This is a genomic window from Andreprevotia chitinilytica DSM 18519 (assembly GCF_000711875.1).
GTDB lineage: Bacteria > Pseudomonadota > Gammaproteobacteria > Burkholderiales > Chitinibacteraceae > Andreprevotia > Andreprevotia chitinilytica.
Genome location: NZ_JONM01000004.1, coordinates 50,121 through 62,966 on the forward strand (window position 1 = coordinate 50,121; position 12,846 = coordinate 62,966).

A 12,846-nucleotide genomic window follows, 5' to 3' on the forward strand; every position below is an offset into this window, starting at 1 on the left:
AGGATGGAATGTGGACATCGTAAGCAAAACCGTCCGTTCTCGGATGATGTCAGGCATACGAGGACAAGATACCAAGCCAGAACTGCAGGTACGGCGCTACCTTCATGCCAACGGATTCCGCTTCCGTCTGCACGACAAACGGTTGCCCGGCCACCCTGACGTCGTGCTGCCCAAGTATCACGTCTGCATATTCGTGCATGGTTGCTTCTGGCATCGTCACGTCAGCTGTCGCTATGCAACGACGCCGCATACGAGAGCAGACTTCTGGGCAAATAAGTTTGCTGATAACGTCCGGCGGGATCAGGAGGTGCGTGACCGTCTGCTAGAGATGGGGTGGCGCATCATAGTCGTTTGGGAATGCGGACTCAAATCCAAGGTGCCAGAGATGTTGGACTGGTTGCCCGATTTCATCGTTTCAGGCCCGGCATTCATTGTCTGGCCTAAGGGAGTGAAACTTGGTGAGAATTGACGTAGGCTCCTGCGATCCAACGCGGCACTAGTGTTTCGGTAGTCCATGGATAGGGCCAAGCATTCAGGCACAAGTGGCAGTACCGTCAGAGCATAACGAGCAACCAACCTGACAAATTAAAGCGGAAACTTAGGGGAGATTAGCGAATGGCGGCGGCAATTGAAAGCTTTGAAGCATGGGATCCACTTGAGTCTACGGCAGGGGCCGATCCAGGCATCTTAATAAGCGCTCAACGCCGAGAGATCGCGAATATCCTGCGAAGTTATACAGGATATTACGATCTATTCGCAGAACTATTGCAAAATGCCCTTGATGCGGTCGAGTCTAGAATTGCGGAAGGAGACCTAGGGAGCGACGCGGGCAAGATTTGGATCGAAATCGACCTGCGTACTCAGACCGTGGGAGTTGTTGATAATGGCTGCGCCATGACACTGCAGCAGGTTCAGCAATTCCTCAGGCCCAACTTCTCCTTTAAGTCTGGGCCAGTTACCCGGGGTAGCAAGGGAGTAGGCGCAACATATCTCGGCTATGGCTTCAACAAATTGCTCATTGCGTCGCGACTGCCAAGCAAGACAATTTGTGGGACCATCGAAAATGGTCGTACTTGGGTCGAAGACCGAACGGGAACAGTAGCTCGACCGAAAATCGTACCGACAGACCTCCCTGTGGGTGCATTCGCAGATATCAAGAGGGGAACCTGCGTAACGGTACAGCTCAAGGGTGACAACATTCGCCCAAAAAACCTTTCTTGGTATCAAGCTAATACGGCAGATCAATGGTTGGCGCTCTTGAGAATCATGACGCCGATTGGTGGGATTTACATCAACGGCAATGGAACACCTAAGGTGACGATTTCCTTGTGCGTAGTGGACCAAGATGGAAAACGAACCGAAGCGACTCTAAAAGAACCGAGTTATTTATATCCTCATACGCTGATTTCAAGAAGTGGCAGCATGGTTGAATTTCTAAGCACCCAGCAAAAGAAGATAGCCAACGGCCAGGATGCGGCGAAGATCCCCCCCAAGTTTACTGGGCTTAACGGATTATGGGGCCAATGGACAGCCACGCAATTGGTTGACAATCCTGTAGAGTCATTTTGTCCTATCAGACTAAGCTTGGATGCAGAAGAAAGATTACTCGCTAAAGTTGCGGGATTATCAATCTATGTTTACCTTGCCTTTTCGACCGACTTGTGGGACAACCTGAACGACGTGCAACTCAAACTTCGAAAGGGGTTGCGTGTATTACGCGGTGGTATTCAGTTAGCCACGCGACATATGCCACAGGGCATGACGCTGACAATTCCAATGACGAACAATGTTGGATTCCAAAATCTAGTTCATGTGATCATACATTTTGATCAGGCGGAGCCGGATCTTGGACGCAAGGGATTTCAGCCTGAGTATGTACACCTCGCAGAGAAGATTGCTGTCTCGGCGACTACAGCGTTCAGGCGTCGATATGCGCTACTAAGAAAGCCAGGCGTTGCGAAAATTTTTAATGACGAGTTAAAAATTGAGCAATGGATAAAGAATCAAGAGCAACACGAGCAGACCCATGGACTTACCATCAAGGGTAAAGGCTTGTTTTTGCCAACGGAAGAATTGCCAATTAGATCCGAGCCTCTTGTGGAGCAGGACGTAGTTGCACTATTTAATCAGATGCTATCCGCAGGGGTTATTCGCGGCATTCAATTGATTTCCAGTAGCCAATACAATCAATACGATGGGCTTTATCGGGTGAACATGCAAGCCCCATATGAGAAATATGTCTACGGGTCGGAAAATCCTCTCGGAATAGAGGCTGAAATGTTCGCTAGCGAAGGATCATTTGTAACCAAAGTAAAGGTTCTTGAATACAAATATAATCTGAACGGATTGATTGAAGAGCTCCAAAGTGGCGAAAAGGATGTTAATGATATTGGCTTGGTTGTTGTGTGGGACATGGGAGAAAAGTGGTCTGAAATGTTTGAAGTTACTTGTCTCTTGGATCCCGACTTACAGCATCATCGACAGATTCATGGCACAACTCACCGCTTCGTTCACTCTGTGTCTGGGAGCCATGCGTTTGAGGCCATCGTCCTTCACGATCTCGTAAGATACCTTTCCGATCCTGAAGCTGAGGTAAAGCGACAGCGCGCGATTGATGAATCTGGCGACGCTAATTGATCTGGACAGTTGGTGCCTACACTAGGATCTGTAATTTGCTGGCACTGCCAGCAAATGCTTACGTCTCCGCCAACTCCAGCGCCCCTCGACCAACGACAGTGAATCTAGTCAACAGGCTGCGACTACTGAACACCGCCTCACGCTCGCTGAAAAAGAACTCCAGATGTGCCCATTCCAACTCAAGATCATGCGACAAGTGGGCGAATGGCTTCCGTCCGACAAGCAGTTCCTCTATGCAAATCGCGACGAGAAGGATGGGTCGACGTATCTGCCATGCTATGCCGACACGCCGTGCATCGTTCGCCGAACAGCCAATCGACGCACCAAACCATGACAAGAACGTAGCGACTGCATGCTGATCTTCCTCGACACCGAATTCACCGACTTCATCGACTGCGAGTTGATCAGCATCGGCATGGTGTCCGAGGACGGTGCTCACATCTTCTACGCCGAACGCAGCGACTACCGGCGCGACTGGGCGAACGAGTTCGTCAAGGGTACTGTGCTTCCGTACTTGTACAAGCGCCCAGAAGCCATCTGCACACGCACCGAACTGCAAGCCCGGTTGTGGGCGTGGTTCACCACGCTGCCGCGCCACGTCCAGATTGCATGCGACTCGCAGCAGGATCAAGACTTGCTGTGGGACGCCTTCGGCGAGGGGCTGCCGGCGAACCTCGATCGCAAAAGCTACGAGCTGGCGCAACTGATCGATACGACGGTCTTCCACAAAGCCATCTGCGACTATCAGGCCAAACACGGCGGCTGGCATCACGCGTTGCACGACGCGCAAGCAAACCGCGCCGGGTGGCTCGCGTGGACGGACGCGAACATGGGAGAGCGGGCGTGACGACGCACGAGCTCGGCAACGAGGGTTGGCGACCACCCCAACCGTCTTGGCCTCCGGAATCACGCGTTCTGCGCTGCCTCTGATGAACCACAGGGGAGAATGTGCAAACTACTCAAGCCATTGCGCAACCTCTTCCGTCGCCGCACTTTCGCTGAGCATATGTACGATTGAACCCTAACCGGGTTCACGGAGGCATGCCAGAGATCAACCTCAAAAGCATCGGCAAGTTGCGGCGAAATGTCGTCGACAGCGTAAAGAACGCGCTTATTCGTCTCAGTGCGATGAATCAGCGTATTAGCAAGATGCGTTCCGCAATTTGCCGAGGGAAGAAGAACTCGGGCATCACACAGGCTTGAACGCGCATGTTGTTCGTCGCATAAAGCAGGCTGTGTAGTCCCGCCTGCCGAGTCCTGCGGGTTTTCGAGTTCGCTGGTGGTCTACTGGCAGCCCGAGCTTCGTACTCTTTCCGGAGTATGCGGACGCACGCAATGAATCCGTCGGGGTCATAGAACTCTCCCGCGTTGAACCCGGCGACGAGCGGGTAAACACGCGCCAGGAAATATCGGTACAACAGCCCAGCCATTGCACGATACGGCTCATCAACGCACAGAATCAGCAGGCAGATCATGATGCTGCGGCTGATTGCGTGCGCTTGTTCTGCCTCCCCACACGCACTCGTGTTCTGTAACTGCACAACCAGATAGGCCAGCACACCCAGCCCGGCTCGTCGTTCGAGTTGTTGCAACAGCCTCAGGCCAAGGCGGCCAGCAAACGGGCTCCCACAGCGCTGCAATATCCGGCTGCGGGTCTCCGGAGGAAGTGCCTGATAAACCCGCCGCTGCAGGGTCGGAGTTATTCGATCTCCACCCAGGATGTCCCACAGTGGATGGCTCAATATGTCGGCGGAGCCGGGTACCACTCTGGCCACCGCGGCGACCAGAGCGTGCTGCGGGCTACGCCTGCCCGCTTGATAGTTTTGCCACTTCTTTTTCCACGCAGCCTCGCTTGCTTCTGGCATGCCCAATATCGCCGAGTTAAGTCGACGGGCAAGTTGATTCGCGCTGCTGCAGCGTAACGCGCACTTCACCCAACAGGTCCAGAACATCAATTTGAGCGCGCGCGCGGCCCGTTTAGCGGACTCAATCGGCGCAGCCTTTTGCAACGGGAATTCAATGCAAAAGCTCATCGGATTTTATCTTTTCTAATTCAAATCAATAGGTTGAATGCGTCATTAAATAATGCGTTGGGCACATTTATGGCGGCTATTCGCTCGCTGGCCTCAGATATAGCATGTGTGACACCACACCACATTGAGTAAACATCAATCAACTCTGGATTTCCACCTACAAAAGTTGCATATGCGTCACGAATTGTTGGGTGACGAAATATCCAATACTCAGAATTACCTTCTCGTATTCTTTTAAGCAGTGAGTCATCTAGACCTACTAACGCAGCTTTTACTTCGCCCAAAGTGACCCCCAATAGTTCCAACGTACCCGCGACCTGTTGATCAGCCATTACAGGTATTGCCCTTCGCCCCCCAGCTATGAATACGAGTCCAATTGCTGCTTTTTCTGCAACGGCCAAGAACTAACAATATCAAGAAGTACATTTACCGGCTTCTCAAAAAAAGCTTTAACCCCTTCGTTCGTAGCGTGCATTTTGGATGTGAATTTTGGATTTCCAAATCTACGGGCAATCTCTGGCAAAAACTTCGGTACCTGTATTGCGTCTTCTAGAAAAGGCTTTACTGCACTCTTGAATTTGATCGGTTGTGCGCCTGCCTTTATATGATTGTAGAGAATCATTTGGCGCTCACTTTCAGTAAGTTTTTCCACTTGAATGGCAACGCGACTATCGTCAAACAACTCGAATGCACTTATCTTAAGATCGCGTTTAGCTGCACTAAAGATGTAATCCCTAGATGTGAACACTACACGCGCACCTGACTTTATCGCAGCCTTTAACTTAGGAAGAAGTTGATTCCACTCACCAACACGGTTGGCATCATATTGAGTAGCACCAAACGCATCGTCAACCCATAAAAACTGGCCCGGATCATCTGGATTCCATGACTCTGAGAAATCCGCGGGGCTTGTGATCATAAGCGTTTGGAGATTCCATTCATCAGCTGCAGACAATGCCATCAGATTAGCAATCATTGTTTTTCCGCTAGCTGGTTCGCCTAAAAGCAATACGAATCCATATTCTTGAAGGGCGTGGGCGCATTGGCGATATGCTCCGGTTGGCACAAAGCAGGCTAGATCGGGAGAAATTGAATCCAATACTTCTCGTGCTTGCCTATAAGCTTGGTGCGTAACAATTTGCGTTAAATCACCAAGCCCATAGAGTCGCGGAACCAATCGCCTTAGCCTTGGATTTTCCGAAATAACGTCGGCAATCCACTCGCTACCATAAATACGAGCTGTTTTGGCACCCGAAGCGATGATGCATTCCTCAGCTTTTTCAACGACACCCGCCGGTAATGTGTGGTTTGTTACTAAGATATAGTTATCACACAGTCCTGCAGAGGCTAGTCGAGTAACTTTAGCAAGCTCATCTTCAATTGTGGTCAATGAAAGAGATCGCGACGGCTTACTCGTATGCTTGCATTGAATACAAAAGCTTCCAGCCATGCTTTCCAATGTTGCATCTTTAAGTGCCCAAGTGCCCCTGAATGCAGCGTCACGCCCCCCATCAGGACCCTCAGCAAAAACTTGCAATGTTTGGCCCAAAATTTCTCGAAAAATACACCCGACTAGATCTTCGAAAGCTTTCCAACCAAGAACATGCAAATCAAATGAAACGGACACATGGATTTCCAGGAAGTTAATCAGATAATGGATAGTAGCCCATGGTGAGGATCAGGGATCGTCACGAGGTTTGTAGAAAATTTATATCTGCTAAGACCAAATCACGAGAGGCCCCACATATCATCGCGAACGTCAACCGTCCAGAATACTGCTGACGTTCATTTCCCCCATTTGCGAAGCGCATGAACGACCGGAGGTGGCCGAAAGCAGACACCGGCAATGCCTGCTGAGCATCACCGATCGTGTTGAGCTACGGCATGCAGGCCAAGCCTCCAACAGCACACCTTGACCAACCCCACCCATAAAGCAATACTTTCCCCGTCGCGCCTCACAGCGCGACACGGGTTTGACAGCCCGGTTATGTAGGCGGACAACCGCCGCAAGGCGGTGATTTTTTGTCCGCAGCTTTGGCACGTCTTCAATGCGGGCCAAGGGAGGGGCACCTTCGGGTGCGCCGGTTCCTACATTCCGGTCTGTCAAACCGCCCTTGCGCCCGCCCCTTCCGTATGACAGCGGTTGGGGCGCGACAAAACCCGCAAATGTAGGAGGCATCTATGCCCAACTCCCCCCAAGGCACACCCGCACCACCCCCACGCCCTATCCCCCGCTTTGCCTACGCTTCTCCGTCTCGCACCGGTCACACCTATGACGAAATTGCCAGCTATGGCATGGATAGCGTTGCGGAGTTAGGTCGGCTGTTCCAGATCGTGGCAGCACTGGTCGAGCCGGCTTCCGCCGCGTATCAACTGGCGCAGTCGGGAATTGCCGTTGCATCAGAACGGCGGGCAGCAATCGATCATGCCCGACGGTCTGCCAAGGCATTGAAGGAATTCACCGAGAAAGACCGGAAGTAAACGGGGTAGGTACAGGGAGGCCAGCACCTGCAAAGGCGCTGGCCTTTTTGCTTTTTGCGGCGGAGCGGGTATTGCGAATTGCCGACTATTGTCTCGTCACATCAGTGGCTAGCTGGATATCGCCGCCCCATTGGCCCGCGCCACGTGCAGTTTTTTGTAGCTGTCGATCAGGCGCTGGTGCCGATCGAGCCCTTCCAGTTTCATGCTCGTTGGCGTGAGGCCGAAGAAGCGCACGCTGCCGTCCACTGACCCCAGCACCGCGTCCATTCGCGGGTTGCCAAACATGCGGCGGAAATTGAATTCGTAATCGTCCAGCTCCAGCTCGTCGTCCAGCAACACCTCCAATACCGCATTCAGGGCCTGATAGAACAATCCGCGCTCGAGGGTGTTGTCGTTGTATTGCAGGAAGGCGCCCACCAGATCCTGCGCGTCCTCAAATTGCTGCAAGGCCAGATGAATCAGCAGTTTCAACTCCAGAACGGTGAGCTGGCCCCAGACCGTGTTCTCGTCAAACTCGATGCCGATCAAGGTGGCGATGTCGGTGTAATCCTCTTGCTCACCGTCGTCCAGACGCGCCAGCAGGGCTTCCAGGCTGGCATCATCCAGACGATGCAGATTCAGAATATCGGCACGGAACGACAGCGCTTTGTTGGTGTTATCCCAGACCAGATCTTCTATCGGATAAATTTCCGAATAACCCGGCACCAGAATACGGCAGGCTGTGGCGCCTAAATGCTCATACACGGCTACGTACGCCTCTTTGCCCATGTCTTCGAGAATGCCGAACAACGTCGCGGCTTCCTCGGTATTGGAGTTTTCACCCTGGCCGGAGAAATCCCACTCTACAAACGTGTAGTCCGCTTTGGCGCTGAAAAAGCGCCATGACACAATGCCGCTGGAATCAACGAAGTGTTCAACAAAGTTATTCGGCTCAGTGACGGCGTGGCTTTCAAAGGTGGGCCGAGGTAAATCGTTCAGCCCTTCAAAACTGCGCCCCTGCAGCAATTCCGTCAGGCTGCGTTCCAGCGCCACCTCAAAGCTTGGGTGCGCGCCGAACGAGGCAAACACACCGCCGGTACGCGGGTTCATCAAGGTGACGCACATCAGCGGATACACCCCGCCCAGCGACGCATCCTTCACCAGCACCGGAAAGCCCTGCTCTTCCAAACCCTGAATACCGGCCAGAATACGGGGGTATTTCGCCAGCACTTCATGCGGCACATCCGGCAAAGCAATTTCGCCTTCCAGAATTTCGCGTTTTACCGCCCGCTCGAAGATCTCCGACAGGCATTGCACCTGCGCTTCGGCCAGCGTATTACCGGCGCTCATGCCATTGCTGACGAATAGGTTTTCGACCAGGTTGGACGGGAAATACACCACCTCGCCATCCGATTGGCGCACAAACGGCAGCGAACAGATGCCGCGCTCCACATTGCCGGAATTGGTGTCATACAGATGCGAGGCAAATAACTCGTCATCGGGGTTATAAATGGGCAGGCAGTATTCATCGAGAATTTCAGCCGGCAACGCATCTTTGGGGCCGGGCTTGAACCAGCGCTCGTTCGGGTAATGGACAAACGGCGCGTTGGCGATGTCTTCGCCCCAAAAACTGCCGGCGTAGAAGTGGTTGTTATTGATTCGCTCGATATACTCGCCCAGCGCCGATGCCAACGCGCTTTCTTTGGTCGATCCCTTGCCATTGGTAAAACACATTGGCGAGTGCGCATCGCGGATATGCAGCGACCACACATTGGGAACGATATTGCGCCACGAAGCGATTTCAATCTTGATGCCCAAGTTCGCCAAAACGCCCGACATATTGGCGATGGTTTGCTCCAGCGGTAGATCCTTGCCCGGGATATAGGTGCTCGCTTCAGAGGCCGGATTCAGCATCAGCAATGCCTGGGCGTCGGCATCCAGATTTTCTACTTCTTCAATCACAAACTCGGGGCCGGCTTGCACCACTTTTTTCACGGTGCAGCGGTCGATTGAACGCAAAATCCCCTGGCGATCTTTGGCGGAGATATCTGCCGGCAGCTCGACCTGAATCTTGAAAATCTGCTGGTAGCGGTTTTCCGGATCAACAATGTTGTTCTGCGACAGGCGGATATTCTCGGTAGGAATATTGCGGGTATTGCAGTACAACTTCACGAAGTAAGCAGCGCATAAGGCTGATGAGGCCAGGAAGTAATCGAACGGACCAGGCGCGGAGCCATCGCCTTTATAGCGAATAGGCTGGTCGGAGATCACAGTGAAATCGTCGAACTTGGCTTCAAGACGAAGCTTGTCGAGAAAATTGACCTTAATTTCCATGAAAGAATTCCAGATAGTGCTCAAAATGATTTGGCCACTATTATCCGGGTTTTTTCAGCCGCCCCCTGTGCTTCTCCGTTCGCCGGTAACGATTTTGTATCCCCCAAACAGCGCCAGCCCTCCACCGAGCAAACCGAGAAGCAGCGCGTTTTTCCCGGCAACGTCCTCGATGACCAGCGTGCGGGTCACAAAGAGCAGCAACAAACCGGTCACCAAGAGCGAGGCCCCCTCAAGGTACCGCATACGACGCACTCGCAAGCGGGCGTACTCCATGATCTGATCTGCGTAATCAGGCGTGCAACCAGCCTGCAGCAACTGCTGGCGTATCTTTGATTCCGTTTGGCGCTTCTGGAACGCTTCGATAGCCTGCCGTTTCCATGCACTGGCCGCCGCCGGGGAGCGCGGCATATCGGGGTCGGCCAAGCCTGCCTTGGTCGTTTTTGCCGCACGCGGTGTGTCGACCGGCACGAGCGCCGGGCGCGCAAACTGGCTTGGCGCTTCGAGTGGTGTACCGTCAACAATGGCCGCCGTGATCGCCTCCTCGTCGAATCCATGCGTCCGCAAACGATCGCGTACAGCACTCATCATGGGGTCGAGGCAGGCATCGAAGTTCACCGGTGTGGCCCAGGCACCGAGCGGCGCGGCCAGCAGCGGGTGGGTAACGTCAGGATTGGCCAGCCCCCGCATCACCCGCAGCTTGAATAGCAGGACGATGGCAATCGGCAGGCCACGGAACGGGCCGTCGGGTGCTTCCTCGGTATGTTCGATGCAAGCAGCCTCGACCACGGGCGCCAGCGCGCGGACGTCCGGGTGGAGCCAGCAGTCGTCGGCGATCAGGACCTCCAGTGCCGGCAAGGGCTTGAAGGGGGTTAGCGCCGGAATCGGGATATCGAGTTGGCGCGAAAAGAGAATAAAGATCGCGCGCACTTCGGGACGGATAAAGCTGGAATAGAGGTTCGGATAGCGCAAAGCCGTGCACAGCAATCGCGCCGCTTGCAGCGCAGGCTGTTCGCAGCCGGCAACGAGGCCAAGGGCGGCCCATTGGATTTCATCGCGATCAACATTGCTGCCCCCCGAGCGGCACTTGCGCTGCCCGGCAAGAAGGCCGGTGTGCAATTTGATCATCTGCGCGGTATGGCGCATTGCGAACGCCAAACGGGCGAGCCTGATGTCGAGTGGGCCGCCGCGGGCGCGCTGGCGCTCTACGTCTCGTGTCGTGTGCTCGGCAAGACTAGCCAGGGTGGAGCCCAATCCCCATTCCCACTCTCGTGGCGCCGGTTCCGTGTCGGGCGTGAAGTCACCGTGATAGGAGTCCCGCCGGGAGCCGTCTGCGTTGACCACAGACATCCACGGGGACACCTCCTTGTCGCTGACCCCGTTCGATGCGTAGTTTTGGATGGCATCCTGCGCCTTCTTCCGCCAGCCGCCCTCGTCTTCCTCCCCGGAGTCCGCGAGCGCCGTCCAAGCCTGTTGCCATGCCTCACGCGCCCGCGCCTTGGCGATATCGGACCACATCTCCAACAAGGGCTGCGGCCACCAGCGACATGGCAGCACCATCACCGAACCGGGACGGTGGTCGAGAATCAACAGCGGAAAACACGGCAGCAGCAAGGTTTCGGAGGGAAGGTGTCGGCGCACGAAATAGGTCGATGACACGAGCAGCTCGCCGTGCCCGTCTCCTGCAGGCACGGGTAGGGCGCGTGCGCGGGTGAACTCGTCTGCCAGATGCTCGGCAATACGCAGGCGCTCGGGTTGCGGCGGGACAGCAGCGCGTAGCGCTTCGACTTCACCACGCGATGCAAACAGTTGACGTGCGATGGGTGCCAGATCGGTCGGGGTGAGCACACCCGCGGGATCGTACAGAACATCGCCGGGCAGACCATCCTCGAAGCCTGTTGCGAACAGCCTGTTATTGGCCTGCACGACTTGCCCCCACACCACGCGCCCCTCGCGCAACAGCACCGGCATATCGTGGAACAGTTCGGCGAGCGGATCATCCTCTGCCCATGCTGGCATCGCGACGTCGGCGTAATCCGTCTGGTCGGCTGGCAGGGACGCGATGCCAGCACCAACGTCAATGGCGTCGAAGCGGGTGCCGGCAAATGGATCGGGCTCGACTGGATAAGCAGCGGCCTCCTGCTCGGCAAAACGGGTGGCGAGGTTGTCCGGGTCGTTCTCATCGAGGTGACGGGTGACCCACAGGCCGGGCGGGTTGACGGATTCGATCCCGGCGAAGAAGGCCGCTTCGAGCACCGGCAGATAACCTTCGGGCAGCGATGATTCCAGCACACGCGGCGCAAAGAGTACGAATCCACCCGGTTTATCCGCATGACGGTAGGGCAAGGCAATCGTCGCGCGCACGTCGGGAGCATGCCAGCGTGCTTCGATGACCATTGCATCGGTACGGAAACGGGGCAAGTTGATGTGCCCGTCATAGACAAATGCAGTGCCGACGACGTTGGCGCCGGGGCTATCGAGACGCTGATTGCCCGTTGTAAAGGCCTCGTCGGGTGCCATGAAGAGGAAGCTGGTGATCTGTCGCTGGCTATCGGCGTATTCCTCGGCGAGCTGCGGCGCAAGCGGGGCGCCATCCTCCAGTGCCGTACGGCATGCCCAAGCTGCTTGCGCACCGGCCAGCAAGCCCAGACGATGCAGCGTTTCGCCAATGCCGCCCGGCTGATCGGAGGTGAAGCCTGTTGCAGCAAAACCGGCAGGCGGCGTGTACAACACCGGAACGGAAACGGCGCGACGCAGGTAATCCTCGGCATAGGCGGCAACGCTGCATGACAAGTCGCCAGTGAACAGGATGTCGTGAATGGGCTCGAGGGGAAGAAAGATATTGGTCGGCTCGCCATCCCGAAGAAAGGCGCAGCTAATCGATGACTGGAATCGTTGCTGTTCAAGTAGGCCGACCGGTAAGCCTTCGATCGCTTCCTCAGGGCCGTACCATTCGATTTTTTGCAAGGTGAAGCGTGCGATGAGCGTGCCGATGTAATAGCCGAGCAGGAGCAGGAAGTTATGGTTGGCAGGAATGCCAACGAAAGTGTCGAACTGCGGCTTCAGTTGGGTGTGCATCTGCCGCAGCAGGCGGTCGATGCGATTGAGGCTGTCTGGCGTGTAATCGAGCTTGGCTTGGTCGAGTGCTTTGCGGAAAGCGATTTCGTTCGGCAACACGCCGGCATGGTAAGCGTGCAGCAGCGCCTGCGCACTTTGCGTCAATAGCATTCGAAGGGTTCTCCCGGCTCACGATGATCGAGCGCCGGCAGGGCCACCAGGCTCGGTGGCATGATGCTATCAGCATCTTTTTCATGCATGAAAGATGTTTCAACCAACATCAATCTGACTTTGCGACTTCGCCCGATGCGCAAAATAAAAGCCTCGC

General features: G+C 54.9%; 9 protein-coding genes. 4 read left to right on the forward strand and 5 right to left on the reverse strand.

Going from position 1 to position 12,846, the window contains the following annotated elements; genetic code table 11:
- Positions 1 to 10: 10 nt before the first annotated feature.
- The 3 genes from BR41_RS06810 to BR41_RS06825 all read left to right on the forward strand — a co-directional run bounded on the left by BR41_RS06810 (position 11) and on the right by BR41_RS06825 (position 3,484).
- Complete coding sequence (locus BR41_RS06810; protein ID WP_035054501.1) at positions 11 to 469, forward strand: very short patch repair endonuclease; 459 nt, start codon at positions 11 to 13, stop codon at positions 467 to 469.
- 146 nt (positions 470 to 615) lie between these two features.
- Complete coding sequence (locus BR41_RS06815) at positions 616 to 2,637, forward strand: ATP-binding protein (protein WP_035054503.1); 2,022 nt, start codon at positions 616 to 618, stop codon at positions 2,635 to 2,637.
- A 352-nt stretch (positions 2,638 to 2,989) separates the two neighbouring features.
- Entirely contained in the window at positions 2,990 to 3,484 is a 495-nt protein-coding gene (locus tag BR41_RS06825) for a 3'-5' exoribonuclease (RefSeq protein WP_051710387.1), read from the forward strand.
- 286 nt (positions 3,485 to 3,770) lie between these two features.
- Here the strand turns inward: BR41_RS06825 and BR41_RS06830 are convergent, their stop codons facing one another.
- The 3 genes from BR41_RS06830 to BR41_RS23525 are packed head-to-tail and all read right to left on the reverse strand — an operon-like array spanning position 3,771 to position 6,297.
- Positions 3,771 to 4,670 carry a hypothetical protein gene (locus BR41_RS06830; RefSeq protein WP_035054512.1) on the reverse strand — a complete coding sequence of 300 codons (900 nt, stop codon included), beginning with the start codon at positions 4,668 to 4,670 and terminating at the stop codon, positions 3,771 to 3,773.
- Between the two features lie 20 nt (positions 4,671 to 4,690).
- Positions 4,691 to 5,002, reverse strand: a complete 312-nt coding sequence (locus BR41_RS24040) for a hypothetical protein (protein ID WP_156970589.1) — start codon at positions 5,000 to 5,002, stop codon at positions 4,691 to 4,693.
- Between the two features lie 26 nt (positions 5,003 to 5,028).
- The gene (locus BR41_RS23525; protein ID WP_169741261.1) at positions 5,029 to 6,297 is read right to left on the reverse strand and encodes an nSTAND3 domain-containing NTPase; all 1,269 of its coding nucleotides are present in this window, start codon (positions 6,295 to 6,297) and stop codon (positions 5,029 to 5,031) included.
- Between the two features lie 554 nt (positions 6,298 to 6,851).
- On the opposite strand from BR41_RS23525, the gene BR41_RS24045 reads away from it, so the two are divergent.
- Complete coding sequence (locus tag BR41_RS24045) at positions 6,852 to 7,151, forward strand: hypothetical protein (RefSeq protein WP_156970590.1); 300 nt, start codon at positions 6,852 to 6,854, stop codon at positions 7,149 to 7,151.
- 108 nt (positions 7,152 to 7,259) lie between these two features.
- Here the strand turns inward: BR41_RS24045 and BR41_RS06845 are convergent, their stop codons facing one another.
- Entirely contained in the window at positions 7,260 to 9,464 is a 2,205-nt protein-coding gene (locus BR41_RS06845; protein WP_035054516.1) for an OsmC domain/YcaO domain-containing protein, read from the reverse strand.
- A gap of 54 nt (positions 9,465 to 9,518) precedes the next feature.
- Positions 9,519 to 12,689 carry a hypothetical protein gene (locus BR41_RS06850; RefSeq protein WP_156970591.1) on the reverse strand — a complete coding sequence of 1,057 codons (3,171 nt, stop codon included), beginning with the start codon at positions 12,687 to 12,689 and terminating at the stop codon, positions 9,519 to 9,521.
- Between the last annotated feature and the right edge of the window lie 157 nt (positions 12,690 to 12,846).

Bases quoted from the DNA above. Each gene is read 5' to 3' on its own strand.
- BR41_RS06815 (WP_035054503.1), top strand. From the start codon at position 616: ATGGCGGCGGCAATTGAAAGCTTTGAAGCATGGGATCCACTTGAGTCT.
- BR41_RS06825 (WP_051710387.1), top strand. From the start codon at position 2,990: ATGCTGATCTTCCTCGACACCGAATTCACCGACTTCATCGACTGCGAG.
- BR41_RS06830 (WP_035054512.1), bottom strand. From the start codon at position 4,670: ATGAGCTTTTGCATTGAATTCCCGTTGCAAAAGGCTGCGCCGATTGAG.
- BR41_RS24040 (WP_156970589.1), bottom strand. From the start codon at position 5,002: ATGGCTGATCAACAGGTCGCGGGTACGTTGGAACTATTGGGGGTCACT.
- BR41_RS24045 (WP_156970590.1), top strand. From the start codon at position 6,852: ATGCCCAACTCCCCCCAAGGCACACCCGCACCACCCCCACGCCCTATC.
- BR41_RS06845 (WP_035054516.1), bottom strand. From the start codon at position 9,464: ATGGAAATTAAGGTCAATTTTCTCGACAAGCTTCGTCTTGAAGCCAAG.
- BR41_RS06850 (WP_156970591.1), bottom strand. From the start codon at position 12,689: ATGCTATTGACGCAAAGTGCGCAGGCGCTGCTGCACGCTTACCATGCC.